30 protein-coding genes and 1 pseudogene are annotated in these 26,615 nt (G+C 47.2%); 19 read left to right on the plus strand and 12 right to left on the minus strand.

Features of this window, described 5'->3' with window-relative positions; all coding sequences use genetic code 11:
- Positions 1–130: 130 nt before the first annotated feature.
- Complete coding sequence (locus tag AC5JR3_RS02245; RefSeq protein ID WP_495842619.1) at positions 131–853, minus strand: AMIN domain-containing protein; 723 nt, start codon at positions 851–853, stop codon at positions 131–133.
- A gap of 377 nt (positions 854–1,230) precedes the next feature.
- On the opposite strand from AC5JR3_RS02245, the gene AC5JR3_RS02250 reads away from it, so the two are divergent.
- On the plus strand, positions 1,231–2,775 hold the full coding sequence (locus AC5JR3_RS02250; RefSeq protein WP_495842622.1) for a PAS domain-containing sensor histidine kinase: 1,545 nt from the start codon (positions 1,231–1,233) through the stop codon (positions 2,773–2,775).
- 64 nt (positions 2,776–2,839) lie between these two features.
- Here the strand turns inward: AC5JR3_RS02250 and AC5JR3_RS02255 are convergent, their stop codons facing one another.
- On the minus strand, positions 2,840–3,403 hold the full coding sequence (locus AC5JR3_RS02255) for an SMI1/KNR4 family protein (protein ID WP_495842624.1): 564 nt from the start codon (positions 3,401–3,403) through the stop codon (positions 2,840–2,842).
- Positions 3,404–3,566: 163 nt separating this feature from the next.
- Here AC5JR3_RS02255 and AC5JR3_RS02260 point away from each other — a divergent pair.
- A pseudogene (locus AC5JR3_RS02260) lies at positions 3,567–3,698 on the plus strand (ATP-binding protein); the annotation flags it as partial.
- Positions 3,699–3,935: 237 nt separating this feature from the next.
- Here AC5JR3_RS02260 and rpsU read toward each other — a convergent pair.
- A complete protein-coding gene (gene rpsU / locus AC5JR3_RS02265; RefSeq protein WP_495842626.1) occupies positions 3,936–4,112 on the minus strand; it encodes a 30S ribosomal protein S21 in 177 nt (58 codons plus the stop codon).
- Positions 4,113–4,369: 257 nt separating this feature from the next.
- Positions 4,370–5,338: an aldo/keto reductase gene (locus tag AC5JR3_RS02270; RefSeq protein WP_495842629.1), complete on the minus strand. Its 969-nt coding sequence runs from the start codon at positions 5,336–5,338 to the stop codon at positions 4,370–4,372.
- 177 nt (positions 5,339–5,515) lie between these two features.
- Between AC5JR3_RS02270 and AC5JR3_RS02275 the strand changes: the two genes are divergently transcribed.
- Positions 5,516–6,100, plus strand: a complete 585-nt coding sequence (locus AC5JR3_RS02275) for a DUF1802 family protein (protein WP_495842631.1) — start codon at positions 5,516–5,518, stop codon at positions 6,098–6,100.
- Between the two features lie 57 nt (positions 6,101–6,157).
- On the opposite strand, the gene crtW is transcribed toward AC5JR3_RS02275, so the two are convergent.
- From crtW to asnS, 5 genes are all read right to left on the minus strand, one after another.
- Positions 6,158–6,931 carry a beta-carotene ketolase CrtW gene (gene crtW, locus AC5JR3_RS02280; protein WP_495842633.1) on the minus strand — a complete coding sequence of 258 codons (774 nt, stop codon included), beginning with the start codon at positions 6,929–6,931 and terminating at the stop codon, positions 6,158–6,160.
- Between the two features lie 360 nt (positions 6,932–7,291).
- On the minus strand, positions 7,292–7,534 hold the full coding sequence (locus AC5JR3_RS02285) for a high light inducible protein (protein ID WP_495842635.1): 243 nt from the start codon (positions 7,532–7,534) through the stop codon (positions 7,292–7,294).
- A 414-nt stretch (positions 7,535–7,948) separates the two neighbouring features.
- Positions 7,949–8,365, minus strand: coding sequence for a secondary thiamine-phosphate synthase enzyme YjbQ (locus tag AC5JR3_RS02290; protein ID WP_495842636.1), 417 nt, complete (start codon positions 8,363–8,365; stop codon positions 7,949–7,951).
- Between the two features lie 59 nt (positions 8,366–8,424).
- Entirely contained in the window at positions 8,425–8,856 is a 432-nt protein-coding gene (locus tag AC5JR3_RS02295; protein WP_495842638.1) for a DUF1824 family protein, read from the minus strand.
- 295 nt (positions 8,857–9,151) lie between these two features.
- Positions 9,152–10,543, minus strand: coding sequence for an asparagine--tRNA ligase (gene asnS / locus AC5JR3_RS02300; RefSeq protein WP_495842640.1), 1,392 nt, complete (start codon positions 10,541–10,543; stop codon positions 9,152–9,154).
- Between the two features lie 282 nt (positions 10,544–10,825).
- Between asnS and AC5JR3_RS02305 the strand changes: the two genes are divergently transcribed.
- The 4 genes from AC5JR3_RS02305 to AC5JR3_RS02320 all read left to right on the plus strand — a co-directional run bounded on the left by AC5JR3_RS02305 (position 10,826) and on the right by AC5JR3_RS02320 (position 13,964).
- Entirely contained in the window at positions 10,826–11,809 is a 984-nt protein-coding gene (locus AC5JR3_RS02305; protein WP_495842642.1) for a DUF6263 family protein, read from the plus strand.
- 161 nt (positions 11,810–11,970) lie between these two features.
- The gene (locus AC5JR3_RS02310) at positions 11,971–13,482 is read left to right on the plus strand and encodes a hydroxysqualene dehydroxylase (RefSeq protein WP_495842644.1); all 1,512 of its coding nucleotides are present in this window, start codon (positions 11,971–11,973) and stop codon (positions 13,480–13,482) included.
- Between the two features lie 29 nt (positions 13,483–13,511).
- The gene (locus tag AC5JR3_RS02315) at positions 13,512–13,619 is read left to right on the plus strand and encodes a calcium-binding protein (RefSeq protein ID WP_495842646.1); all 108 of its coding nucleotides are present in this window, start codon (positions 13,512–13,514) and stop codon (positions 13,617–13,619) included.
- A gap of 12 nt (positions 13,620–13,631) precedes the next feature.
- A complete protein-coding gene (locus tag AC5JR3_RS02320; RefSeq protein ID WP_495842648.1) occupies positions 13,632–13,964 on the plus strand; it encodes a 2Fe-2S iron-sulfur cluster-binding protein in 333 nt (110 codons plus the stop codon).
- Between the two features lie 51 nt (positions 13,965–14,015).
- Here the strand turns inward: AC5JR3_RS02320 and AC5JR3_RS02325 are convergent, their stop codons facing one another.
- Together AC5JR3_RS02325 and AC5JR3_RS02330 are read right to left on the minus strand one after the other, a co-directional pair.
- Positions 14,016–15,725 carry an ABC transporter permease gene (locus AC5JR3_RS02325; protein ID WP_495842651.1) on the minus strand — a complete coding sequence of 570 codons (1,710 nt, stop codon included), beginning with the start codon at positions 15,723–15,725 and terminating at the stop codon, positions 14,016–14,018.
- Between the two features lie 153 nt (positions 15,726–15,878).
- Positions 15,879–16,829, minus strand: coding sequence for an ABC transporter ATP-binding protein (locus AC5JR3_RS02330; protein ID WP_495842654.1), 951 nt, complete (start codon positions 16,827–16,829; stop codon positions 15,879–15,881).
- Positions 16,830–17,248: 419 nt separating this feature from the next.
- Here AC5JR3_RS02330 and leuB point away from each other — a divergent pair, with 419 nt between their 5' ends.
- From leuB to AC5JR3_RS02390, 12 genes are all read left to right on the plus strand, one after another.
- Positions 17,249–18,337 (plus strand): 3-isopropylmalate dehydrogenase, encoded by a 1,089-nt coding sequence (gene leuB, locus AC5JR3_RS02335; RefSeq protein WP_495842656.1) that lies wholly within the window; start codon positions 17,249–17,251, stop codon positions 18,335–18,337.
- 73 nt (positions 18,338–18,410) lie between these two features.
- Positions 18,411–18,674, plus strand: coding sequence for a hypothetical protein (locus AC5JR3_RS02340; RefSeq protein ID WP_495842658.1), 264 nt, complete (start codon positions 18,411–18,413; stop codon positions 18,672–18,674).
- A 265-nt stretch (positions 18,675–18,939) separates the two neighbouring features.
- On the plus strand, positions 18,940–19,761 hold the full coding sequence (locus AC5JR3_RS02345) for a prepilin peptidase (protein WP_495842660.1): 822 nt from the start codon (positions 18,940–18,942) through the stop codon (positions 19,759–19,761).
- A 115-nt stretch (positions 19,762–19,876) separates the two neighbouring features.
- Positions 19,877–20,107 carry a putative signal transducing protein gene (locus tag AC5JR3_RS02350; RefSeq protein ID WP_495842662.1) on the plus strand — a complete coding sequence of 77 codons (231 nt, stop codon included), beginning with the start codon at positions 19,877–19,879 and terminating at the stop codon, positions 20,105–20,107.
- Positions 20,108–20,123: 16 nt separating this feature from the next.
- The gene (accD, locus tag AC5JR3_RS02355; RefSeq protein ID WP_495842664.1) at positions 20,124–21,047 is read left to right on the plus strand and encodes an acetyl-CoA carboxylase, carboxyltransferase subunit beta; all 924 of its coding nucleotides are present in this window, start codon (positions 20,124–20,126) and stop codon (positions 21,045–21,047) included.
- 97 nt (positions 21,048–21,144) lie between these two features.
- Complete coding sequence (locus AC5JR3_RS02360; protein ID WP_495842666.1) at positions 21,145–21,330, plus strand: translation initiation factor IF-2; 186 nt, start codon at positions 21,145–21,147, stop codon at positions 21,328–21,330.
- Positions 21,327–21,494, plus strand: a complete 168-nt coding sequence (locus tag AC5JR3_RS02365; protein ID WP_495842668.1) for a hypothetical protein — start codon at positions 21,327–21,329, stop codon at positions 21,492–21,494. Before AC5JR3_RS02360 ends, AC5JR3_RS02365 begins: the two co-directional genes overlap by 4 nt.
- Positions 21,495–21,545: 51 nt before the next feature.
- On the plus strand, positions 21,546–22,037 hold the full coding sequence (gene psbV / locus AC5JR3_RS02370) for a photosystem II cytochrome c-550 (RefSeq protein WP_495842670.1): 492 nt from the start codon (positions 21,546–21,548) through the stop codon (positions 22,035–22,037).
- A gap of 162 nt (positions 22,038–22,199) precedes the next feature.
- Positions 22,200–22,736: a photosystem II cytochrome PsbV2 gene (gene psbV2, locus AC5JR3_RS02375; protein WP_495842672.1), complete on the plus strand. Its 537-nt coding sequence runs from the start codon at positions 22,200–22,202 to the stop codon at positions 22,734–22,736.
- Between the two features lie 146 nt (positions 22,737–22,882).
- Positions 22,883–23,299 carry a plastocyanin gene (gene petE, locus AC5JR3_RS02380; RefSeq protein ID WP_495842674.1) on the plus strand — a complete coding sequence of 139 codons (417 nt, stop codon included), beginning with the start codon at positions 22,883–22,885 and terminating at the stop codon, positions 23,297–23,299.
- Between the two features lie 315 nt (positions 23,300–23,614).
- Complete coding sequence (locus tag AC5JR3_RS02385) at positions 23,615–24,316, plus strand: rhomboid family intramembrane serine protease (protein ID WP_495842676.1); 702 nt, start codon at positions 23,615–23,617, stop codon at positions 24,314–24,316.
- A gap of 149 nt (positions 24,317–24,465) precedes the next feature.
- Positions 24,466–25,227 carry a rhomboid family intramembrane serine protease gene (locus tag AC5JR3_RS02390; protein ID WP_495842678.1) on the plus strand — a complete coding sequence of 254 codons (762 nt, stop codon included), beginning with the start codon at positions 24,466–24,468 and terminating at the stop codon, positions 25,225–25,227.
- A gap of 64 nt (positions 25,228–25,291) precedes the next feature.
- Here AC5JR3_RS02390 and AC5JR3_RS02395 read toward each other — a convergent pair.
- Positions 25,292–26,615 (minus strand): tyrosine-protein kinase family protein (locus tag AC5JR3_RS02395; protein WP_495842680.1); only part of this gene is annotated, 1,324 nt, incomplete at its 5' end.

Raw genomic sequence — 26,615 nt, forward strand, 5'->3', positions numbered from 1 at the left:
ATGGGGAGCGGGGAAGCAGGGGAGCAGGGGAGCAGGGGAGCAGCGGATAACTACACCCACCCTTCACCCTTCATACTTCACCCTTCACCCTTCATACTTCTCCCCTACTTCCCGACTCAGGACTCAGGACTTATTTCGGTAAGGGTTGACCAAACTCAATTACAGGGACTGTAGCTGAGTTGGGTTGTGAGGGGGGTGTTCCAGGGGGAGAGGATTGTAGCGTCGGTATACTAAGGTTTGGTGGTTGACTAGGCGGCGGAAAATTGGCTGGTGTGGGGGCTGCACCCGGACGAATCAGTGGTGGCACCGTTACCATAGCACTAGACTGACCAGAAACTGTAGTCGCAGGCGCAGGCGTGGGAATCCCTAGAATAGGGGTTGGTTTTCCGGCAATGAGCGGACGCAGTATCCAGCGATTTTCAACGGTGTTCCCTTCTACTCGTTGTAGTTGTACCTGTTCTGGTGATAAGGCGACAGCAGGCGAGAGTTCCATGACGATTCGCGCCACATTTTCTTCAAACTGCGCCACTCGAATTTGACGCACTGTTCCAGAGTAGGTTTGTTGGGTTGGTACGCTACCGAGTTGGGTGTTGGGTAAATCGATAACGATGCGTGGCGGCTCTGTCAGTAGGAAGTAGCGGGGGGTTGTACTTTCCTGGGTCGTAATTTCCAGTTGATTGGCACTTTCATCAAATTGCCAGCGTGTTAAGAGGGCAGCAGCAGAGGCGATCGCTACTTGTAATACCACACCAACCATCACCAATAATCCCACTACGCTAACGGTTTTTAACCGCTGAACGGACTGCTTAAAGATGGTTGACTGTAAGCTTGGGGTGAAAAATCCTTGCGCCAATGCCTCTCCCTCATTGCTCTGCTCAGGTTTAGTTAACCTTACTCGAAAGTTTGGGTTCTAAATCATCCTCCTTTAAAAAAATCAGGGAGAGATGGCAATAAAAAAGCTTTTTATCGGTTATAGCGTCTTCTATGGAAAGCATTTTTGTAGAAAAAAAGTCTGCAAATAGTTGTGGGTAAGCATTAACTTTTCAGCAACTTAAGTGTGCAGTGATCTCGATCCGAAAAATATCGGTCGAGGATCACACAGAAATTAACCAAATCTTCTAGATTTAAAAGAGTTAATATCATCTGCATAGAGCAACTTACATCACCTAAGTGATGACTCCAAAAACAAAATAATATTCTTAGTCGGCAAGCTAATCTAGCCAGAACACCATGTTTGTAAGTAACGAAAGTTTGCCCCCCGGTTCTGCAAACTGGGTCAAGTATTGCAAAAAATTAGAAAAAAGTCTCGTTTTGCGGACAAAGCAGTTAACCAGAGCTAATCAAGAATTGGCTGAAAGAATTGCTGTTAGCGAAGCAGTCTGCATGGAAAATCAACGATTAGAAGAGGCATTACTACAAGCACAAGAAAAGTACCGCAGTATTTTTGAAAACGCGGTGGAGGGTATCTTTCAAACGACACCGGAAGGATGCTACCTCAGTGCTAATCCTACCTTGGCAAGAATTTACGGCTATGAGTCGCCCAAGGCACTGCTGGAAAAGCTGACTGATATTGAATGCCAGCTTTATGTAGAACCAGAGCGGCGTCAGCAGTTTATTGAGCAGTTGCGATCGCAAGACTCTGTATCTGAGTTTGAATCGCAAGTCTATCGCCAAGATGGCAGCATTATCTGGATATCGGAAAGTGCCCGCGCTGTACGCGACAGTTTAGGCAATCTTCTCTACTACGAAGGCTTTGTTACTGATGTCACCAAACGCAAACAATCGGAAGCCTCGTTGCGGAAATCACAAATGCAGTTTAAAAAACAAGCCGAAGAACTGCAACTAGCATTGCAAAAGCTGCAACAAACGCAGTCACAGCTCTTGCAAACTGAAAAAATGTCCAGCTTAGGACAGCTTGTTGCAGGCATTGCTCACGAAATTAACAACCCTGTTAATTTCATGTGTGGCAATCTTCTTCATGCCAGACAGTACGCGGAAGACCTCTTAGAATTATTCCAACTTTACGCCAAGCATTATCCTCAGCCTGTACCAGAAATTCAAGCCGCAGCAGAAGCCATTGATTTAGACTTTATCATCAAAGATTTTCCTCAGACTCTATCTTCCATGCAAATTGGCGCTGATCGCGTCCATCAAATCGTTCAATCGCTGCGGAACTTTTCCCGGATTGACGAAGCGCAGACCAAACCAGTAGATATTCACCAAGGTATAGATAGTACTCTCCTTATCCTCCACAACCGTTTGAAAGCTAGAGGTACCTATCCTACTATTGCTGTTTTAAAAGAATATGGCGATCTGCCCTTGGTAGAGTGCTATGCCAGCTTATTAAATCAGGTGTTTATGAATCTTTTGTCTAATGCTATTGATGCACTAGAACAGGAGATTGAGAAAGAAGACAAGGGAGCAGAGAACAGCAGTCAACTCTCTTCCCTGTCGCAAATTCCTAATTCCCAAGGCCCAATCCCTACGATTCGCATTCGGACAGACACGATCAGGAATGACTGGGTAGTTATTAGCATTATTGATAATGGGCCGGGAATGTCAGATGAAGTAGTCAGAAAAATATTTGAGCCATTTTTTACAACTAAACCCATAGGTAAAGGGACAGGGCTAGGACTTTCTATCAGTCACCAAATCATTGTTGAAAAGCATGGCGGCACTCTACGTTGTATTTCTGCACCCCAGCAAGGAACTAAGTTTGTTATTGAAATTCCTCTCCGAGCTTCTGCGACCAAGTCAGGGGTATCATGGGGTTGATGGCTCGTAAACTCTCTTCGTACTACAAATTAGCAAGGGAATTATCTTCTAGAGTATCTTCAAACTAGTACTCCGGTGGACTCTTATGTTCAACTACGCGAGTGAACATTAAATTAACAAGGGAATTATCTTCTAGAGTATCTTCAAACCAGTACTCCGGTGGACTCTTATGTTCAACTACGCGAGCGAACATTTTCTGCAACCAGTCTTCCAATGAAACGGCGATCATTGCATTTTTCCATTCTGAGGGGGGGTATTCATGATCGCAGTCGAGTACCGGATTTTCACCAGCAATTAACTCGTCCATATCCAAAGCACAGAAATCCCCTGTACCGATTCGTCCCAAATAGGCGATGGGCAGCGAAGAAGGATAAGTCGGATACTCTTCTGTATCAAGAAGTAGAAGTTTGTAGACTAACTGCCTATACTCTAAAAGAGATTTTGTTCCAAATATGATAATCCCAGAATCTGCCCACCAAGAGTTAGGAGTTGAACGGTTTCCGGTATGAGAGCAAAAGAGATGAGCGCCATTGTACTTAAGTAGAAACTTCCGATAGCTTGGTGGAAGCGATACACTTAGTTCTTGTTCGCATTGATCTACTTCTTCTTGTGTAGCAGCTTCACCCATACTAAATCCCCAGTTAAGGGAGAACTCTTGGAATACACTTCTTGACTGCTCTATTGCTTCAGGTATCCATTCGTACATACTTATCTCAATTTTTAGCTTCAAAAAACAGGATTTAGCACAGATACAAAGGAAATGAGGTATTCCTGCGCGACTCTTTTGTAACGGGACGGGGCTAGGACTTTCCATCAGTCACCAAATCATTGTTGAAAAGCATGGCGGCACTCTCCGTTGTATTTCTGCACCCCGGCAAGGAACTGAGTTTGTTATTGAAATTCCTCTCCATCAGTCGTGTTAAACATGCCTTGTACCATCCTATTAAGTAATGTTTCTTAATAGCTAGGCAAAATAATATCGCCAGTTTTAAGCGAAAAGAAATAGGTAGATAAGCTTTCTATTTCTTTTCGCTTTTTAAACTGACGATAGGGTTATAGCGATGCTGGCTAATGGCTATCCTGGCGAGAGTTTTTTAAGCCAGAAACTTACTTCACCAGCAACTTACTACGTCAACAATTAGTAAAAGGGAATTTTCTGCTTAACGCCATTGCTTCTTGCGACGTGCAACTTCTTTACGTTTGCGTTTTTCCTGGGGAGTCTCGAAATGACGCAGCCTCTTGACATCTGTCAAAATTCCTGCCTTGGAGACTTGACGCTTAAATCGGCGCAAGACCGACTCAATAGCTTCATTTTGACCAACAGTTACTTGAGTCATCCTTCTTAACTAATCAACCTCAATTACTAATCGCCAGTTAATGACTGACTTTGTACATATTCTGGCAAATAATTATGGCAAAAGATATCCCCTTAATGCACGATCGCCATCTTTTAAAGGAAAGTTTTGTTACAACTGAGTAGTTTCAAGAACAAAAGGCGCGATCGCCAACAGACTGAAGCTTGAGGCAAGTTCTGATCGCCACTGGTTTACGGTTGAATCCTGAGGGCGCTGCCCAAAATAGCACAACGCTTTGGCTAGGAAGCCCAGTTCCACATTAGGGGATTTTCATCGAGGTTGTCGGTAACGTGTCGGGCGATGCTATCAATTTCCTGGAGGTCTTCTGCCGACAGGGAAACTTCAGCCGCTTTCGCATTAGCGGTCGCTTGCTCGGCATTTCGTGCGCCAGCGATCGCGTTAGCTTGGGGTTGGGCAATCAACCAAGCAAGGGCGAGTTGAGCAAGGGAGCATTGGTAACGTTCCGCAATTGGGCGCAGTTTATCCAGGGCTTCTTGGGCGTGTTGGTAGTTTTCCCCCTGGAAGAGCTTATTCTTTTTCCGGTTATCGCCTTCTTTAAACTCGTGGTCAGGACCAAACTTACCTGTCAATAGTCCTTGCGCTAAGGAAGAGTAAGCGAGAATCGAGATTTGGTTCTCCGCGCAGTAGGGCATCGCCTCATCCTCGACATAGCGCCAGAACAGCGAGTAAGGGGGTTGTAAGCTGTCAATGCGTCCGTACTGTGTGGCTTCTTCCAACTGGGCGCGGGAGAAGTTAGATACACCGATTGCCCGAATTTTGCCTTGCTCTTTCAATTTGTTCAAGGCACTCATCGTTTCTTCAATCGGCACAGTCTCACTATTGAAAGCTCCAGATGGCCAGTGGATTTGATAGAGGTCGAGGTAATCTGTCTGGAGATTTTTTAAGGAGCGATCGCAAGCCTCAATCACCTGGTCGTATTTGAGGTGGTTGGCAAAGACCTTACTGGCATAAACTAAGCGATCGCGGGGTATATCTGAGAGGGCGGCAGCGATCATTTGCTCAGAGTGACCGTCTCCATAAACTTCGGCAGTGTCAATTGTGGTGATACCTGCATCTACGGCTGCCCGGATCGCTTTTTTAGTTTCGGCATCTTCAATACCAACCCACTGTTTCTTCCCGGCTTGCCAAGTACCCAGGAGGATAGGTGAGATTTGGACATCAGACGTGCCTAAGCGTCGCGTTTCCATATTTATTAAGATCTGTATTTTTCTGTTTGCCTCTCACCTTAGCGAGTTTTTTTGAGTCCTGTTGTACCTCTGTGGTTTGAATCCTTCGAGAACAGGAGTTCCCTAACTTTGGGAAAACCCTCCCCCACTCAACAATAAAATCGGTAGTCTTAAATAAAGACGCGAGGGTTAACAGCCATGCCAGCAACTACTGTCACAACGACTCACGCACTCAAAGAATGGGCGCTTGCTATTGAGGCATTAGAACGGGGCAAAACGATTATGCTGATCCGCAAAGGTGGCATTCGGGAAGTCGGCAATCGTTTTCAAGTCGCCCACAACCAAGTTTTGCTCTATCCTACCTACGAGCATCAAAAGTCTGATTTGTTGAAGGTGGAGTATGCACTGACAGCGCCACCTGTTTCCCCTGGTTGGCATCCTGAAACCGTGCCGATTAGCAGTTGGGCGGAGATTACTGATATTTTGCCAGTCAGCGATCAATCAGTGGTGCAGAGGCTATTACCGCATCATATCTGGAACGAGAAATTTGTCAGCGATCGCCTCCATTGGAAGCCAAATCAACCCCTATTTGTCTTATTGCTGCGAGCTTACCTACTACCACAAGCAGAAGTTATTCCCTATCGCCAAGACTACGGCGGTTGCCGTTCCTGGATCGATCTGGTTGATCCAATTTCCTTGGAAGGAATAACGCCTGTTTTGCACGAAAGTGACTACAACCAGAGGGTAAGCGAAATCCGTAAATTGATCGAGGAGCCGGGTTAAAACCTGCCTTTGCCTGTATACCCCCCAAGCGGCAACGCTGTGGGATTTTTGGCTATCTCAAATAGAGTCTGAGTTCAACTTGTAAACTTCTGGAAGCTTCCACCAGGGAGCCGCAGGAAAGGCATGATGTTCCTTATGGTAGCCAAAGTGGTAACAGGTAACGAATGACCAAAAAACAGGCAGAGCATTAGTTTTTGCTCGATAAGAATTGTTGTATCCACCTTTGGGTTCCCGGTGGGGTAGGTAAGTACCAAAATAAAACAACTGCACAGAACTTAAGAGGGAGGGGACTACCCAAAACCAAGTTAAATTCCGTTCTGGAATATCCAGGGTATAAACAATAATATTGAAGATAGCCACCAACGCCCCAATCCTGAGCCAGCTCCAATATTGCTTCATAAAATAGAAATACCAAGCAAAAAAGTTTTTATGCTTGCTGTCATGAAAATCAGGATCAAGTTCGCTAGCTGGGTGATTGTGATGTATCCAATGCTTTTTCAAAATATTTTGATAAGGAAGCAACCCATAAATAACTAGCGCGAATGCTCCGATAAAATGATTGAGTTTTTTATTTTCAGGGCAAACTACGCCATGCATGGCATCATGGGCAGTAATAAATAATCCTGTATAAAGAAACGTTTGTACAAGTACGGCGGGTAGCAGCCATAACGTCGGAATATTAGAAATATCAATCGTTAACAGGAAAACTAAGCTACTTGCCCAGATTCCAATAATTGCACAAGCAATAAAAACACCATTAACTATTCCTTCACCTTTCACGGTTGACGTGAGTTTGTTTTGTTGCAGTGATGGTTGTTCGGACTGAATCACACATTTACTCCATGTAGGGGTTTGAGAGCAGCTTTATAAGCCACACAATTTGGACAATAACTATCAGCCTCCTGGCAATGAAGGCTGGCAACGTTTTATGAGACAATAAGAGTATTGTCTTAAGCAAAATGAAGTTATATTATGTATTGTAAAGCTTTAAGAGCAGATTGAGGCGATCGCTCTCCTAATTCAGGGTTGAAATAACGAGTAACGCTTGTTATTTGGCTGATTTACCTAGATATTAAGCTTAAATTACTTCATTACAAGCAATAATTAAAAATTTTAGTCTTTAGGGGTTAACAGACTGACAGTCTATTGGAAGCCCTTAAACTGTCAGTCTGTTAACTAATCAACCTGTCCTTAGCGAACGACGTACTGAGGTAGAAGGTGAAGCAGGTCACGAAGGACGCTGTAACCAGCCCAGTCCCAAAGCAAGTAAGCCAGGAAACCAATCATCGCTAGGCGTCCGTTCCATAGTTCGGCTTGAGGATTCCAGCCAAACTTGAAAGTGTTGCGGTCTAAGCCATTGTAAGCTTTGGCAACAGCAGGTAGATCGGTAGCTGTATCAACAATCTTTTCTCTTTCGGGTGTTGGAGTTTTCATAGTTTACATTCCTTAACGTTCTGATAATTTCATCGTAGCTACCAGGCTAAGTGCTGCTATCTGTCTTTAGTGGCAAACCTCAAGCATCTCTAAAGAGTGATGTAGTTTTAAAATCTAGTGACATAATGTCACAAAGGTCAGAAAAATTGAGAAATATTCTAATAGAGAGAGGATTAATTTTTTCAAAGATTACAAATAGAATAAACAAAAAATATGCCTCTAGAGAGGCGTAAGTTCACTTTAGTAGAGTGCGAAGTTGTTTTTACTGCGATTTAAATTAAGTAGCAGGAGCCAATTAAACGTTAAGCGATCGCTGCCTAAAAACGACCTTTTGTAGAAATTAATAGCAACGATTGCGAGCAGTGCCCACCCTACACCTCTCTTGTTCCTCTGCGTTAAAAAAATCGGGCGATTTTACTCCCCGTAAACTGTCACGACAACAGTACGGCGGCGGGGTTTGATATCACATTCCAAGTGGAAAATTTGTTGCCAGGTTCCTAACTCTAACTTGCCATTTTGCACGGGTACGGTGAGGGAAGGGCCAAGCCAAGTAGCTTGCAGATGGGAATGTCCGTTGCCATCGTGCCACATTTGCTCGTGTCCGTATTCCCGACTGGGGGGAATCAGCTTGTTGAGGAGTTCCGGCAAATCGCGTTGCAGTCCGGGTTCAAACTCAATCGTGCCAATGGCGGCGGTACTACCAATGTTGAAGACATGCGCCATTCCCGTCTTGATTCCGGAGCTTTTGACGATCGCATTAACCTTATCCGTCAGGTCATGCATTGTCCCATGACTGTCTGTAGAAAGGTGGATTTGCTCCTGATGAACCATGATTGATGTTGAGTTGAGTTTTTTAGTGGGGCGATCGCATCCCCATCTAACCTCCTATTTTAGGCATCTTCAAACAAATCGAGCGGAAAATGACCGTAGGTGCCGTTTACTGCATCCTCTTCCGATGACTGACAAGACACCAAGACGCCGCGATACTCTCCCGGATAGGGACTTAGATAATGGGACATGCGTTGCGTGTTGAACTTGATATACATCGGTTCTGCTTCAGCGGGAATATCAGCTTGGTCAAGATCAGCCTTGTAACCCAGAGCATTTAAATAACTTTTGAGCGCGGACAACCCCTCAGCCGCATTATCCGCGCAAATTCCGAAATTTTGAGCATCCGATAAATCAGTAAACAGGAGTAGCGCCTGACGCAGTTGAGCTTTTTCCGATTCTGATGCGATGGTTTTATTGTCTATACAACTAAACGCCGTTAGGATTTTGTGGGCAGATTCGAGGGTGAGAGTTGATGAGTGTTCAGTAGACATTGAGGGTGCTGTAACGAATGTGGGGATGATTGATTGTAGTGAGTTTCTGCACAAGAGGAAACGGCTAAGGGTAGGGTGAACCAAAAACTAGCGCCTGCCAGAACTAGAGCAGTAATCGTAACAATCGCCAAAAAGCCTTGCAGAATTAAAATCCTTTGAGGAATATTTCCCGCCTTTATCCCTAGGCACGAGCTAGATCCCCGACTTCTTCAAGAAGTCGGGGATCTGGGCAGTAAGTCAGCACCCAATCCTGGGAGAAGGGGTTAGGAAATGAGGAATGACTCAGATAGCCTTTTTAAAACTCAGCACTCAACGGTGTCCGAGGGAAGGGAATGACATCACGGATATTTGTCATCCCCGTCATGAATTGCACCAAGCGTTCAAACCCCAAGCCGAATCCCGCATGTTCAACCGTACCGTAGCGGCGCAAATCCAGATACCACCAGTAATCCTCTGGGTTTAGCCCTTGAGTTTTAATCCGCCGTTCCAAAACATCCAAACGTTCTTCCCGTTGAGAACCCCCGATGATTTCCCCAATATTGGGAGCGAGGACATCCATTGCCCGCACCGTCTTTTCATCGTCGCTGAGGCGCATGTAAAACGCCTTGATTCCCACTGGGTAGTCGGTGACGATGACGGGTTTTTTAAACAGTTCTTCTGCTAAGTAGCGTTCGTGTTCCGACTGCAAATCTACGCCCCAGTTACAGGGAAACTCAAACTTTTTGTTAGCTTTTTCTAAAAGGGCGATCGCGTCTGTATAGGTAATCCGCTCAAACTCGCTGTTAATAATATTCTCCGCCGTTGCCAACACCGTGTCATTAATGCGCTGGTTGAAGAATTCCATATCTTCCGGACAACGTTCTAGGACTGTCTTAAAGACGTACTTTAAGAACTCCTCCGCCAAGTCCATATTGCCCTTCAAGTCACAAAACGCCATTTCCGGTTCCACCATCCAAAACTCTGCCAAGTGGCGCGAGGTGTTGGAGTTTTCCGCCCGGAAAGTAGGGCCAAAAGTGTAGACGTTACTAAACGCCATTGCCATCACTTCAGCTTCCAACTGTCCGCTCACCGTTAGGTAAGCAGGGCGTCCAAAAAAGTCTTGAGCGTAATCAATATCTTGCGTATCTAGGCGAGGAACGTCCTTTAAGTTAAAGCTAGTGACGGCAAACATTTCCCCCGCTCCCTCGCAGTCGCTAGCGGTAATCACAGGGGTGTGAATCCACAAGAAACCCCGCTCTTGGAAGAACTGATGAATCGCGTAGGAGCAAGCATTCCGCACGCGGAATACAGCGCCGAGGGTATTGGTACGCGGTCGTAAATGCCCGATTGTCCGCAAAAACTCAAAGGAGTGACGTTTCTTTTGCAGGGGATAGGTTTCTGGGTCAGATGCGCCGTAAACCTTGACCGCAGACGCTTGTAGCTCAATCCGCTGTCCTTTTCCCTGAGACGCGACTAGGACACCCGACGCTTCCACAGACGCCCCGGTATTGATCTGCTTGAGGATATCTTCATACCCTGGCACCTCAGAGTTGAGTACCACTTGCAGATTACCCATAGAGGAGCCATCGTTGACTTCCATAAAGGCAAAGCCTTTCAACTCCCGCTTCGTGCGTACCCAACCTTGAATGGTCAACGACTCCTCAGGTTGACCATCTCTCAATATTTCTGCAATCCGTCGAGTCACCATGTTTCAGACAGCCACTAAATAATGCAAATGCGCTCTTAAATCAATTGGCATTAACCTTCTTCAGTGTAATCGTTCTCCTGTACAGAAATGGAGGTACCCATTCGGCTGTCGGTTCATTGCCCGTTCAGTAGGCTACAAGGACAAGTTCGCTAATCTTCTTAACCAAGGATAAAGCGCCCAATTGGCGATCGCTCGCTTCACCCTCTCCAGTCGCCAAAACCACAAAAGTTAGAATGGAAGCGCCGTACTTCGTCTTTTGCTCCCTCCTTCTAGAGTCACGCCATGAAGAAAAAATTACTGATTAGTTCTCTTTGCTTGCTTGCTGCTGGAAGTGGGCTGAAGCTGGCATTCTCTCCAGCCAATGCTGATACCCCTGCGGTCAATAATCCGTCGCCTGTTGTCGAGTCTACGCAAGCTGCTCCCGCCACGCGATCGCAACTACAACTTCTAGATGCGGGGGCTGAACCCAGGCAGGAGCTACGTTTTAGCCCCGTAGTCAACGCCAAGCAAACGCTGACGATTACAACCAATCTAGATATGGTTACCGCGATCGCGGGACAACCCATACCCTCGTTCAAAATCCCGGCTAGCAGGATGACGATGGAAACCGTTGTCACTCAAGTCGATCCCAACGGCGATATTCACTTTGATTTCTCTTACACAGACGGTGATGTTGTTGCCGATTCCAGCGCTTCGCCAGAAGTCGTTAACGCTGTGCGTTCAACACTCCAAAAGATGGTTGGGATCAAGGGTTCTTATGTCATTGATAATCGAGGACAAGTCAAATCCACTAATGTTGACTTACCGGAAGACCTTGACCCCAGGAGCAAACAACTACTGGAGCAAGTCTTCAGCTCGCTGGAGCAACTGTCTTCACCTGTTCCTGAAGAAGCGGTTGGCATCGGTGCTAAGTGGCGCGTGTCTTCTTCCCCAACTTTCAGTGGCATGAACTTGAATCAGAACACGGTTTATGAGTTGGTGAGCCTGCAAGATAATGTTGCCACCCTCAACGCCAACATTGAACAAGAAGCAGCATCTCAGAACTTAAGCATCCCAGGACTACCAACCACAGCCAAGTTGAATTTGAAATCCTTGGATTCTCAAGGACAGGGACAGGTGGTGATGCAGCTAGACGAAGCAATGCCGATGCGATCGTCAATCTCTATCCGCTCCAACACGGCGATGGATGTTGAGATGAGCCAAGGCAAAACAACACCGATAGAAACCAATCTCACAATGCAGATAAATCTCGAATCTCAACCCTAGTAGCAGGATAGCGCTACCTCTTAAACGTAGGGTGGGCAACGCCCGCGATCAAACTGGAAATCCTTACAAAAACTTCCTTCTAGGCAATGCCTACCTTACAACTGAATTGGTTTTATTTAACCGCTAAACCGTCTTAAACAAGCACGTCACGAGGTACTCAGATGACAGAAACAGCACAACAAAAACGGGTAGTTGTTGTTGGTGCAGGATGGGCGGGATTAGGCGCAACCTACCACCTCGCACAACAGGGCTATGACGTTACCCTCCTAGAAGCTGGCCCCTATCCCGGTGGCTTAGTCGCCGGGTGGAAAACCACCGAAGGACGTTCCGTAGAAGGTGGGATTCATGGCTTCTGGTATCCCTACAGCAATATCTTTTCCCTCGTTCGAGAACTGGGACTGCAGCCCTTCACTCCCTTCACCCGCTCTGCTCAGTATTCTCCCGCCGGATTAGAAGTTGAATCCCCCATATTTCAAGACGAACCCCAACTCCCTACACCACTGGGAACCTTTCTCTACACTCGCTTCAAACGCTTACCACTAATCGACAGACTTTCTGCCCTTCCTCTCCTCTACGCTATTGCTGATTTTGATAATTCCGATGAAGCATGGCGACGTTACGACAAAGTAACAGCACGGGAACTGTTCAAGCAGTTTGGTGTCTCTGCCCGACTTTATAAAGATTCCTTTGAACCGATGCTGTTGGTGGGATTATTTGCCCCCGGAGAGCAATGTTCCGCCGCCGCCGCTCTGGGAATGCTGTATTACTTCATTTTGGCTCACCAACCCAACTTTGATGTTGTCTGGTGCCGGGGAACCGTGGGAGAGACGATCTTTAAACCTTGGGTGCAGCAGATTGAAAAAGCTGGCGGTAAGGTACTCATCAATCAGCGGGTTAATGATGTTCTCCTTGACGAGATAGGGAAAACCAAAGGTGTTGTCTGCGGCGATGAAGTCTTTGAAGCCGATGCTGTCATTTTTGCCGTCAGCGTCAGCGGCATGAAAAAGATTGTCTCCGGTAGTTCTACCCTGAAGAAGTATCAGCAATTCCGGGACTTGCAAAATTTAGGGGCAATTGATGTCTTAGCAACCAAGCTATGGTGCGATCGCAAAATCAATGTACCTTTGCCTTCTAATGCTTGCTTTGGTTTTGACTCTACAACAGGTTGGACATTTTTTGACCTCAACGCCCTACAAGATGAATACAAAGATGAACCTGGTACCGTCATTGAAGCCGACTTTTACCACGCCAACCAGTTGCTGTCGATGAGTGATGAGGAAATTGTAGAGAAGGTACAACGGGATTTAGCGGTTTGCGTGCCAGAATTTCGGGATGCAAAAGTTATTGACAGCAGTATTATCCGAGTCTCTCAAGGTGTGACGCACTTTGCTCCGGGTAGCTATCAGTATCTTTTGTCAGCAAAAACGAATATCCATAATCTATTTATGAGTGGCGATTGGGTTATTACCCGCCACGGTTCTTGGTCGCAGGAAAAGGCTTATGTGACGGGTTTGGAAGCCGCAAATTTAGTAATTAAAAGTTTTGGAATTGGAAATAAAGCTAACATTATTCCCGTCGAACCTGACGAACCGCATATCCAAATTGCCCGGACGGTTAATCAAACAGTACGCGGTATAAGTGAATCGTTTTTACCTAAATTTTGGTTACCTTAGAACTAAATCTTTAGGGTAATCTAGAAAATGTGTTTTCTGTGCGGCTGTCGGAAATTGAGGGAGTTGAAGCCGATAGCGAAACCCAAGAGGCGGTTGCCGATTGGCACTATTGGGTTAATAGAGGATATGAATTGTGAAGGGACAATCCTATGGCAGTTTATCAAGTTCGGTTGCTCAATCCGGCAATGAATCTCGACCGCACCATTTCGGTACCCGACGATCAATACATCCTCGACATGGCGGAAGAGGCGGGGATTCGTTTACCCGCAGGATGCCGTGAAGGTACCTGTTCGTCCTGTGTCGCAAAACTGGTGAGTGGTGAAGTGGATCAAAGCGAGCAAAAATTTCTGCAACCCTCAGAAATTGCGGCTGGTTATACAATCACCTGTGTCGCTTATCCCTTGTCTGATTGCACTCTGGAGACTCATCAAGAGCAGGTTTTGTACAATTCTTCTCTTTACTTTAAGAAGGATGCTAACTGAGGAGGGCGGGTTTTGGACAAGAGGTATTTGCTAAACCCGCCCCTACAAGGTTTATGAAACTGATGCTTTGGCAGAACTCATCAAGGCTTTGGTGGTAGACTGACCTGCCTGTCGTAACTGTCGTGTTAACTGAAGGTTGAGCAGTGCCCAAATCAGCGATTGACCGACGAGGGTTAGGATAACGGCTGTCCCGGTGGTGTTTTCAATAGCAATCCAAGGAATCGCAGAGAATAACCAAACACTAGGGGTATTTCCTGGAAACAGTGAGAAATAACCAAAAGCTAAGGGCGGTAAGACAATCGCCGCAACGACGGCTGTCGCTGCAAATCCCGCTCGTTTCGGGTGCTTTATGAATAACGTAAGTTGAGCGATGCTGGCATAGACCAAAATCAGACTCATCGTGAGTAGTACTCCCAAAACGGCGGCTATTTTGTCCTCACCATTGAACCTTAGCTGTATCCAGGGAAGTAAGATGGCAGAGGCGATCGCTATATTTATCCCAATTGCGACTATTGCTGGACTTTTTTCTCCCCTAATCAAATCTTGCATCAGGCTGCGCTTGCGGGAAAATTCCTGTCGATGCCGATACCTTGCCCAATCTTGCATCGCTTGTCGATGGGGACTCAGCGCCGCGATAAAAAACAAAAACAGCAGCAGGTTGCAGATAACCAAAATCGACAAATGACCGAACAAATTTCCGATTCTGAAGTACTCCTCGTGGTTGTTGGATTCCCAAGCAAATGCCAGCAGTACCAGATTAAAGGTAGCGGTTAGACAGTAACTTTGTTGCTTGCTGAGTAATGTAGCACTGGGAGTATGGAAACGACGTTTAAGCCCTTGCCATAGCCAGTAAGTCCATAGACCATAATTCAGCAGTACTAAACCAGTCACCTTCACCCCACTGGTACCGACGGGTACGCCAAACACCTGCAACGAGTCTAAGCCTCGAATGAAAACATCAAACGCCCCAGAGATCGTGCTTCTATCTTTTAAGTAGGGCAGAACAACTAAGGGCCCAGCCAATAGAGTGATGTTGTTTAGGGGGTAGTTACTGACTAAATGCCCTCCGCTTTGAGTGATGATACTGATGATCGCCAAAAATAGAAGTACTAAAGCACTACCCAGCAAAGCGTGAATCCCACCCGAAGAATTGCTAAGTAACCCAAAGACTTGGGACAGAATATAGAAAAACAAGCAGCTAGCCGCTAAGACAGCGTAAAAGCCCAAAATTGAGACCAGTGGAATCCCAGCAGAGAATCCTGAAAACAAATGCAAAGGTAGCGCTAGAAAACCAATTAAATAAAGAAGGCTGGGGACGCCAAGCACCTTACCCAATAAAATGCTTTGAGCAGACTGGGGAGTGAGACGAATGAAGTTTAGTGTGCCGCTAAATTTTTCCTTCGAGAGGTCGCTAATCAGCATATAGGTGCCGACTGCCAATAAGGTGAAAATACCTGCAATGCTGAGACAAATAAATACCTCTGTCCACCATAGCGACCAATTAACCAAGTAGTTCCCGAAACTATCGGTGAGACAAGTGCGAGATTCACCAGTGCAGTAGTGGCTATAATCCCCTGTTGGAGATGGTTCCAGACGATACCCCCCTGGTAGCTCACTGGCGAATAACAGTAGAATTAGTAACTGACTGCCTAAAGAAATGACTGTGGCAATCAAAACATTCTGGGGTTTAAGACGCCCTTTTAGTTCTCGAACTAGTTGAGGGTTCCACTCTCCTAACTGGGTAAATATGTCAAATGCCATACAAATTAATCTCCTTATAAGAGAAATTTTGGAGCGGACAAGGTTTTCATTACCAGCAGTTATTTGCGTTCTCTAACTAAAGAAAATTAGAGATCTAAAACGATTAAACTGCTTTGAATTTGTTGATAAGAACCTGGCTAGCAGTGAAATGATTCAGGATGCTTGTTGATGACCCAGCTTAAGGAAGATAGTTTCCAAATCTTCAGGGGCGCAGTGAAATTCGGTCAGGGGAATCCCTGCCGCAATGAGCGATCGCAACAGTTGGGCACAGTCTTCTTGACCTCCAGAAAAGTGAACGCGCAGATGCCCGGTTTTAGGCATAACTTCCCAATCTTCAACGAGGGGATAATTTTTCAATTGGGCTTGCAAGTCTTCCAAGGAACCCAGGGTAGCGAGAAAGATTTGCTGGCGAGAAAGACGCTGGTAAAGTGCGCTTAAGGAGGCACTTTCGACAAGATAACCCAGTTCCATGATGCCGACAGAGGTGCAGAGTTCGGCAAGATCGCTTAGGACGTGAGACGAAATCAAAATCGTCATTCCCGCTTCCTGCAAAACTTTGATAATTTGTCGAAACTGCATCCGCGCGATTGGATCGAGTCCGGAAACGGGTTCATCCAGTAGCAATAAAATCGGCTCGTGAATAATCGTGCGGGCAAGGCTGAGGCGTTGTTTCATCCCCCGCGAAAGGGTGGCAATGAGACTCTTGCGCTTGTGGGTGAGTTGTACCAGTTCCAGTACCTCCTGCAAGCGCTGGCGACGCTTTACCTGACGCAGGTTATAGAGACGCCCAAAGTAGTCGAGATAGTCCCAGACGGTTAAGTCCTCATAGAGGGGATAGTCGTCCGGTAGGTAGCCAAGGCGCTGTTTGAGGGCGGGGTTGCTTTGATCGCGCAGGAGGCGATCGCCATTAATATAAATTTCGCCTGTCGTTGGCTCCTCTGCCGCCGCTAGCATCCGAATTAGGGAGGTTTTTCCAGCACCATTAGGCCCAATCAACCCGTAAACTTCCCCCGCCTCGACTTGTAAATCCACCTCATGAACGGCAATGTGGCGGTCGTACTGTTTCGTCAGTGCGCGAGTATCAATCGCTAGTTCTTTTGCCATAACCACTAAGAGCGAGTCCTGACGGCAACGTCAGTTAAAAATTACCTGTCAGCCTAGCCTGTCTCTACAAAAAGTGTCAGTAACATTACTGAAATTGAAACAAAGACGCGATCGCGCTCTTGTCGGAATACAAACCAAAATCGCTCTCAAGCTTTGATACTCAAAAAATTAGAGACTGCAAACTGTCACTACCTATAAGCTTTCTTCTGCGGTCGTCGCGCCTTGATTCGGCTAACAATTTCTTCAATTTTCTCTCAGCTTCCAAGGGCACTCGTTCTTGAGTTTGAGCATCGAAGGGGCGATTTAGGCAACAAAAATCTAAACAAATCAAGAACCCCATCGATACAGTTGCTCTTGTATGATGTTTACTCTACAAGGATTTCCTAATTCATTTAGTAACTATCTCAACAAAATTTCTTATGACACAGCATCACCGCATCACCCTACTACCTGGCGATGGCATTGGCCCTGAAATTATGGCGGTAGCGGTAGAGGTGCTGAAGGTTGTTGGACAGCAACTAGATATCGAGTTTGAGTTTCAAGAAGCCCTGATTGGTGGGGCGGCAATTGACGCCACAGGCGAACCCCTGCCAGCCCAAACGCTGGAAATGTGTCGCAATAGCGATGCCGTCTTGCTTGCCGCTATTGGCGGGTACAAGTGGGATTCTCTCCCCCGGAATTTACGCCCAGAAACCGGACTGCTGGGACTGAGAGCCGGATTGAAACTGTTTGCAAACTTGCGTCCAGCGATAATCTTGCCCCAACTAATTGACGCTTCCTCCTTAAAACGAGACGTAGTGGAAGGGGTCGATATTATGGTGGTGCGCGAACTCACTGGGGGTCTTTATTTCGGCGAACCCAGAGGAATTTTTGCCACGGAAACGGGAGAGAAGCGAGCTGTCAACACAATGGCTTACAGCGAAGCGGAGATCGACCGCATTGGCAAAGTCGCCTTTGAAACTGCCCAAAAACGCGGTGGAAAACTCTGTTCTGTGGATAAGTCCAATGTATTAGAGGTGTCCCAATTGTGGCGCGATCGCATGACACAGTTGGCGTCCAATTATCCCGATGTGGAACTTTCCCACTTATATGTGGATAATGCCGCCATGCAACTGGTGCGATCGCCAAAACAATTTGACACGATCGTCACAGGGAATCTATTTGGTGATATTCTCTCGGATGCAGCCGCTATGCTGACAGGCAGCATTGGTATGTTGCCCTCTGCCAGTCTCGGTGAATCAAAACCAGGAGTTTTTGAACCTGTCCACGGTTCCGCACCAGATATTGCCGGACAAGACAAGGCAAATCCCTTGGCACAAGTCCTAAGTGCAGCGATGATGCTGCGCTATGGCTTGAATCAAAAAACGGCTGCTGACCGCATTGAGCAAGCTGTGCTGCAAGTACTAGACCAGGGTAAGCGTACCGGTGACATCATGTCAGCAGGAATGACTCAGTTGGGCTGTCGGGCGATGGGAGAGGCTCTCATTGATGCACTCCAGTCAACCTAGTCCTCTATAATTCCCTCTTGCTGCAATGACACGCTCTAGATTACAGTCGAGCTGAAAACTTTGGGGGTAGCGGGTGGTATATACATCACAGCAACGAACAGAAAACTATACAGAGCGGATGGATCTACCAGTTTTGCTAGACCCCTCAATATTAAGAGCAGCTCGACACATCTATCACACTTACTATGAAGTCCACCCCAATCGTATGGATCGCCCAACGGGGGTCGCCATTCACCGATTTACCCATCGCGGAAAACTGATTTTTTCAACCAAACCGATTTTGTTACCGGATGAGTGCTTTGTACCCTTCAGTCAGCTTGAGGCAGAGATTTATTAAGGGTGAAGTATGAAGTATGAAGGGTGAAGGGTGAAGTATGAAGGGTGAAGGGTGAAGGGTGAAGTATGAAGGGTGAAGGGTAAGAGGTTCTCCCTTGCTCCCGGTGCTCCCCATCCTCTTATCTCCCGTTCGGCTGAGCGTTCGACTGCCCTTCGGCAGGAGTTCGGCGAAGGCTCACTCGAGCCGCTCAGGAACCGCGCTCACGCCGAAGTCTTACGTCGAAGCCTGCTCCCGTACCCTTACCAAATAGTGACCGATAGCAAACATGGAAGCTCTGATTGCTGTTGTAACAGCTTTGTTTGTTTTTGCCTTGGGTGCTGCAATTGGTAGCTTCCTGAACGTGGTAGTCTACCGCTTGCCTGCAAATTTATCAATTCTTTGGCCCCCTTCTCGCTGCCCTCATTGCTTGCACTCCTTAGGAAAGCGTGAGAATGTCCCCGTTTTAGGGTGGCTGTGGCTGCGGGGGCGTTGTCGTCATTGCAAAAGCCGGATTTCTGCGCGTTATCCTCTGGTAGAAGCGGCGACGGGATTTTTGTTTATACTAGTTTTCTGGACATCTAGTTCTAGCGTACAAGTAGTAGGGTATTGGGCGTTTGTCAGTTGGCTGTTAGTCTTGTCGCTGATCGATCTTGATACCATGACGCTTCCCAATTCCCTGACGCAGTCGGGATTAGTGGCGGGGCTAGGGTGGCAAGTGGCGAATGGTTGGTTTGAGTCTGCTCAAATTACCGCCATGCCGGAGCGTTTGATGATTGGTATTTTTGGAGCAGTGTTAGGAATTTGGTTATTTGATTTTATTGCCAATGTGGGTTCAGTGGTCTTCCAGCAGGAGGCAATGGGGGGAGGCGATGCGAAACTAGCGGCGATGATGGGGGCGTGGTTGGGCTGGAAGTATCTGCTTTTAGCCGGGTTTCTCGCTTGTGCGGTGGGAGCCTTTGCGGGAGGCGGCGCGATCGCCTGCGGCTGGATAACCCGACGCCAAAGGATGCCTTTTGGCCCGTTTCTCGCCCTTGGTGCAGCATTAACAATTTTTTGGGGAGAGGCAATTCTTAGCGCTTATCTAGGGCTGTTTTTTCCTCTACTCTAAAACGAAAAACGTAGCAAGTTCTCTCAATAATGATAATTTAAAACTTAACGCTTTTTATAAGCACAATTTTTGAGTTTCTTGCGTCTTAATCCTACCGTCTTGATAAGATTGACCTGTGTCTTGGATAACAATAAAAACCACTAACGTGCGTTGGGAAGCTGAGTTGATGCAGCAACTGCTTGCTGCTCATCAAATCCCAGCGCGGGTTCTCGACATTGGGATTGCGTCTTATTTTGGTGCAGGGAGTCCGGCTGCTCTGCAAGTTCTCTCGCAAGATCAGTGGACGGCTTTGCTTCTCTTAAGTTCACCGGAGGAGGAGCAATTCGGGGCATCGGAAAATAATTAAGGAATTTATAGCTTTCATGTCTCTATTTGATTGGTTTGCAAATCGACGGAAATCCGAACCGATTAATCAACAACGGCAAGAACGTGAGATTGCGGATGGTTTGTGGATAAAGTGCCCAGAGTGTGCTGTTTTGGCTTACACCAAAGACCTCAAAGCAAATCAAATGGTTTGCCTGGAGTGTAATCATCACATGCGGGTATACAGTGATGAGCGTATCGAGCAATTGATCGATGCCAATACCTGGATGCCACTAGACGAGAACTTGCGCCCCAGCGATCCGTTAAAGTTTCGCGATCGCAAACAATATAGCGATCGCTTGCGAGAAACCCAGGAAAAGACACATCTTGTCGATGCCGTCCAAACAGGTATCGGGAAGCTAGATGGCGAGTCCGTCGCCCTAGGGGTAATGGATTTCCGCTTTATGGGTGGCAGTATGGGTTCGGTAGTCGGTGAAAAAATCACGCGATTGATCGAACAAGCCACCCAGCGACGCATTCCAGCGATCGTTGTCTGTGCGTCCGGTGGGGCAAGGATGCAAGAAGGAATGTTGAGTTTGATGCAGATGGCAAAAATTTCTGGAGCACTAGATCGCCATCGCGAAGCAAAACTACTTTACATTCCCCTACTCACTCATCCCACAACGGGAGGAGTCACCGCCAGTTTTGCCATGTTGGGAGATATCATCCTGGCAGAACCGAAAGCCACCATCGGCTTTGCGGGACGGCGAGTGATTGAGCAAACCTTGCGGGAAAAATTACCCGACGATTTTCAAACCTCGGAATATCTCTTGCAGCACGGTTTTGTGGATGCCATTGTCCCCCGGACTCAGTTAAAGAAAACCCTCGCCCAACTAATTCGCCTACACCAGCCTGTACTAGCTACACCTTTGATGATGTCTATCCCCGAAGCTGTTACATTCAGCATTAGGGGAAGCGATTGATCCCCACTCAAGAGACTGACGTGACTTACATGTGACGCTCAGTGGCATCATATTCATAGTAGAGCGACTCAATCTTTAGCCGCCATCACTAATAACTATGGGGTTTGCAGACTTATCCATTGCAGAAATTGCCGCAGAATACGACCTCACAGCCCAAGAGGTCTGTAATCTGTGCGATCGACTGGGAATTGCCTACAAGTCCCCTGAAACTCGTCTTGCCTTGGAGGATGCTAAGGCAATCATTTCTACAATTTTGTCCATAAGACAGGGTTCTGGCGAGTGAAGTTAGAGAAGATTACTTTTGACTTACTCGGCTGGAGCAATACCTGGGGAAAATATCCTGCGGTTAATGCTTTGGCTTTAGGGTACGAAGCTGTGCTTTTGAACCCAAAAAGAGTTGTTTTGGGCAATCTTCTCAAGACGGTAGGACAGGCGGAGACTGAGTAAGTGCTGTGTTGACTCGTCCGAAACGAATGAGCAAAATTTTCAAGGAGAACTATGCTTAAGCGATTGATCTTGCTTGTTGTAGCAAGTGCATTTTTTGCCTTTCAAATTGCTGTTGGGAACGCGACAGCCGTTGAACTAGATGTTCAGACTCGTACATTGCCAGCGAATGAAGCTGGTGACACCACTGTCTTGAGTCTCGAACAAGTGCAGAAGGGTAAACGCCTCTTTAACGACACCTGCTCTAAGTGCCATGCGGGAGGTAGAACGAAAACTGACCCAAACATCGGTCTAGATACAAACGTTCTTGCTGGTGCGACACCACCACGGGACAATATCGCCGGGTTGGTTGATTACATGAACAACCCCACCACCTATGACGGAGAAATCGATATCTCGGAGCTGCACCCCAGCACCAAGAGTGCAGATATTTTCGCTGAGATGAGAAACCTCACTGAAGATGACCTAGAAGCGATCGCTGGTCATATTCTTCTTCAGCCGAAGATTATCGGCAGAATGTGGGGTGGGGGCAAAGTTTACAACTAATTTGCCTCGCAAGTGATCGGGAGAGAGGGTGAGGCGGTAGCAAAGGTAGGGAGAACTTTTGTAGCCTCTTACTCGCTCTCCATCAGCCTCTTTTGGCTAATAAGCGCACCGAAAGCTATTGAGAAGGGAATCGCCTTCTGCCCCTGTTTACTAAAGATGAACATGCTGACCTGCTTACGCTATATCATTCAAGTTACCCAGTCTTGGGCGCGTCAACTGTTCTCAGTCCGAGGTCTTATTGCTGTTTTAGTGGCTTTGCTAGGTATCTCCATCCTCAGCGCTCCGGCACAGGCGGGAATAGATACCTACGTCAGACGCTACTTAAAGGTTACAGAACCAATCGCCCTTGATGTCGATGGTCAAGGGCATACAGCACAGTTTTCTCCCGAAGATTTGACCATCGGCAAAGAACTGTTTGAAACACACTGCCTTAATTGTCATGTTGGAGGCGCGACCTTACCCGATCCATCGGTATCCCTATCTTTAGATACCTTGGCGGGAGCAACGCCACCGCGCGACAATGTTAACAGTTTGGTCGCCTTCCTGCGGGAACCTATGACCTACGATGGCAGCTCAGAAACGTTTTGGTGCCGTGAAGTGCCAGAAAGTTGGATGCCACGGAAGCAGGTCGAAAAACTAGCGGCTTTTGTCCTCCGCGCTGCCCAAGAGGCACCAGGGTGGGGTACAGAAAAGTTTTAAGATTAGCTAGAGTCAATATATGGTCAGAACGCTTTTACCTGTCAAAAGACGCTCGGCAAGTATAAACTCTTAGCTTCTCTCTGCTAGAATTGAAGCTTTGCCAAATTTGTGTTAAGTAAGTTAAACGAAAATTTCAGGAGATAAAAATGAAGATTGCAGCCGCAATTCGCAAGAAACTGGGCGTGATTTTGTCCACACTCTTGCTGGTTGTTGTCAGCTTTGCCTTGTCAGCAACCCCTGCCGCCGCAGATTCCCACGTAGTGAAAATGGGCTCCGACTCTGGACAGTTAAAGTTTGTCCCAGAAAGTATCACGGTTAGTCCTGGTGACACCGTGCGCTGGGAAATGAACAAACTGGCTCCTCACAACGCTGTCTTTGATGCCACTGGTATCCCCAACAAAAGTGCAACCCTAGCCAAAGAACTGTCCAAAGACAAGTTACTCTTCTCTCCCGGAGAGTCCGCTGAAGTTACCATCCCAGAAGATGCCCCCGCAGGAACCTATTCCTACTACTGCCAACCTCACCGTGGCGCTGGTATGGTCGGTAAACTCGTTGTTGAGTAGACCGTTAACTTCTACTGAAGTTTAAAGAGTGACTACAGGTAAAGCGCCCCTAAACTATGGCTTTTCTTTTAGCCCTCTCCAGACAAATCCTCTGGCAAATGAGAAGGTTGTAAACAGCTTTGCCCTTGAAGCAAAAGCAGTTTAAGCCAAAACAACCGATTGTGTTTTTGCCAGGACATGAACCCCTCTATGCTTGCTAGAGGGGTTTTATTTCAGCAGATTCTCAATAAAGTTTTTAACTGAAGTAGCTTGGAACAGACAATTAGTGACAAGTTAAGTTATGTTTTTTCCAGTCTTTAGGATAAAAAGTTAACTGTGTTTCCTATTCACGATGAAACTCCAACACGGATCACTCCGTTTGTCACCTATGCCTTGATTGGGGCAAATATCTTTATTTTTTTGTATCAGCTCGCTCTGTCTTCCTCTGAGCTGCAACAGTTTTTCCAGACTTATGCCCTTGTTCCCAGAGAGCTAAGCGCTGCCTTAGCAGGTGAGGCTGGCGATCGCCTTGTGCCGGAAGCGCTGACGTTGGTGAGTTCACAGTTCCTGCATGGTGGCATTGCCCATATTCTGGGAAATATGCTATTTCTCTGGATTTTTGGCAACAACATCGAAGAGCAACTTGGTCACATCAAGTACTTAATCTTTTACATTGCTTGCGGCGTACTGGCGGCTCTAACCCAGTGGTTTTTCTCGATGGGATCGGGCATTCCCTCCCTGGGTGCCAGTGGCGCGATCGCTGGCGTGATGGGGGCTTATATTCTTAAATTTCCCCAGGCTCGCATCCGAACAATGGTTTTTCTCGGCCCCTTCATCACCTTTCCTCGAATCCCCGCCTTTTTCTTCCTCGGTTTTTGGTTTGTGATGCAGGCATTGTATGGCGTTGTTAGTCTCAACGCTCAAAGCACTGTGGAAACAGGTGGAATTGCCTACTGGGCTCATGCTGGGGGCTTTGTTTTCGGCGCAATCTTAGGCCCGCTCCTAGGGTTGTTTTCGGATTCGTCACCGCGTTCTTAGCACTGATGGGGAGCACCGGGAGCAGCAGCGCAGGAGAGAACCAATAACCTCCTTCATAATTCTTTGAAATCTATCCTTAGTTGGCTGGTTCTTAGCTGCCAACTACGTTATGTTTTTTCCAGCTTTTAAATAAATAGGAAAAAATACCTGTGGTTCCTTTACGCGATCTAAATCCTGTCAAAATCACTCCCTATGTTACTTATTCGCTGATAATTGCGAATATTTTAATTTTTTTCTACGAGTTATCCTTGCCTGCCCCAGCATTAGATGGTTTTTTTCATCTATTTGCTGTCGTTCCTGGGGAACTGACTACAAGTTTTCATGGCATTGCCGTCAACCAGCCAGTCCCAGAAGTACTAACGCTGTTTACGTCCCAGTTTCTTCATGCTGGATTTGCCCATGTGGCTTTTAACATGTGGTTTCTCTGGATTTTTGGCAACAACATTGAAGAAGAACTCGGCAGCATTAAGTTTTTGTTGTTTTACTTGGCGTGCGGTGCTTTGGCAGCGTTGACCCAGTGGTTTTTCTCAGCGCAGTCGGGAATTCCTTCTTTGGGAGCGAGTGGCGCGATCGCTGGCGTTATGGGAGCCTATATTCTCAAGTTTCCCAATGCCAAGGTGGTTACTTTAGTTCCATTAGGTTTCTTTTTCCCCACTTTTAAAGTTCCGGCTGTCTTTTTCCTCGGTTTTTGGTTTTTGCAACAAGCCTTAAATGGTTTGGCAATGTTAGAAGCTCCCGCCAATGTCGGCATGGAGAGTGGCGGCGTTGCCTACTGGGCGCACGCTGGCGGCTTTATCTTCGGAGCGATCCTAGGGCCTTTACTGGGGTTATTCTCCCCTGACTCTAAGCCCCCCGCCTACACCACGGAACCCGCCCCTGCCGAAGCTTATGAATCGTCTAAATCTTATTAAGCGATCGCGGGCAAGTATTTAGCAGTTGCTAGTCGGTAGTTCTCAACTACTGACCAGCACCAAACTAAAAGCGTGAGGCTCCAGTTGGGACATTTCCCGGCTCGGGAAGGTCTTCTGAGAAATCCTCGTCTTCTTCCTCTAGCAAGGTGTCTTCTTCCTCTTCCTCTACCACATTGGGAAGGGCAACGGGCTTGTCAACGCCGTTGATAATGGCTCCAATCATGGGCAGTTCAGCGTCTACCAGCTCGTCCACTGCCTCAGCCAGCATTGTTTCTTGGGTGTAGCCTGGTCGCGTTACCAGCACAATGCCATCGGTAAACGGTTGCAGTAACAAGGCGTCGTTGCAACGGGAGAGAGCAGGAGTATCGACGACAACTAAGTCAAACCGACCGCGAACATCTTCGAGCAGTTGTTGGAGTTCGCTAGACTCAATAATTGCAGCGGCTTGTCGCTGAGGGCCGGGACTGGGGACAATGTATAAGTTTTCGATATCAGGAACTAAGCGGATGCACTCGCTCTTGGAGTTGTAGTAGCGTAGCGGTTCTACCGCTGCAGCGGGATCGGGGGAAACTCCCAGGGATTTGGCAAGGGATGCCGATCGCAAATCCGCTTCCACTAACAGCGTCCGCTTTCCGGCTTGGGCAGAAGCGATCGCCAAATTATACGCACTCAACGACTTCCCTTCCTCAGCGACGGTACTGGTCAACAACACCACCTTCAAGGCTTTATTTTCCGCTCGCCGGAGATTGCTGCGGAAGCGCTCATAAAATTCCTGATAGGGAGAATCTGACCTCAACAAAACCGGGATGTTGCTGTGTGTCGGAGTAAATAGCACAATGTAGGGCAACTCACCCAAGAGCGGCACTTCTCGTTGCACCAAGGCTGCCCGTACTTCTTCTGGCGTGTAGTAGGTATTATCCAACGACGCTAAGACGAAAATCAAACCGCCCGCCACAAGCAATCCGACAAATATCCCCACACCGATAGTGGCTGGTGCACTCGTCGCGGTACTACCATCAACCTGCACTTGCGGCCCTTGAGCGATGTTAAGACTACTTACTGTTTCAGCTTCCGCCGCTTGAGCATCTGCCAATGCCGCTTGCATTTTGTTGAACAGCTCTTGTTTGAGCAGTACCTGCTGCTGTCGTCGGGCTTGCTCTAGCTGCTTATTGGGGACTTGCGTGTAAGCCTGTCGCAGTTCCTGCTCATCTCTAATGGTGGAAACTAATTGCTGTTGCAGTGTTTCCTGTTGGGTTTGCAAATTCACCAGTGTATTGGCAAGCTGCTGTCGTGCTGGGTCAAGGTTGCTATCCCGCCGCACTTGACTGGTGGGGAGGGGAGCGGCTACCCCAGCACCACCGATCACCTCTGCGGCTCGTTGCCTTAAT

Source organism: Kastovskya adunca (assembly GCF_059505785.1).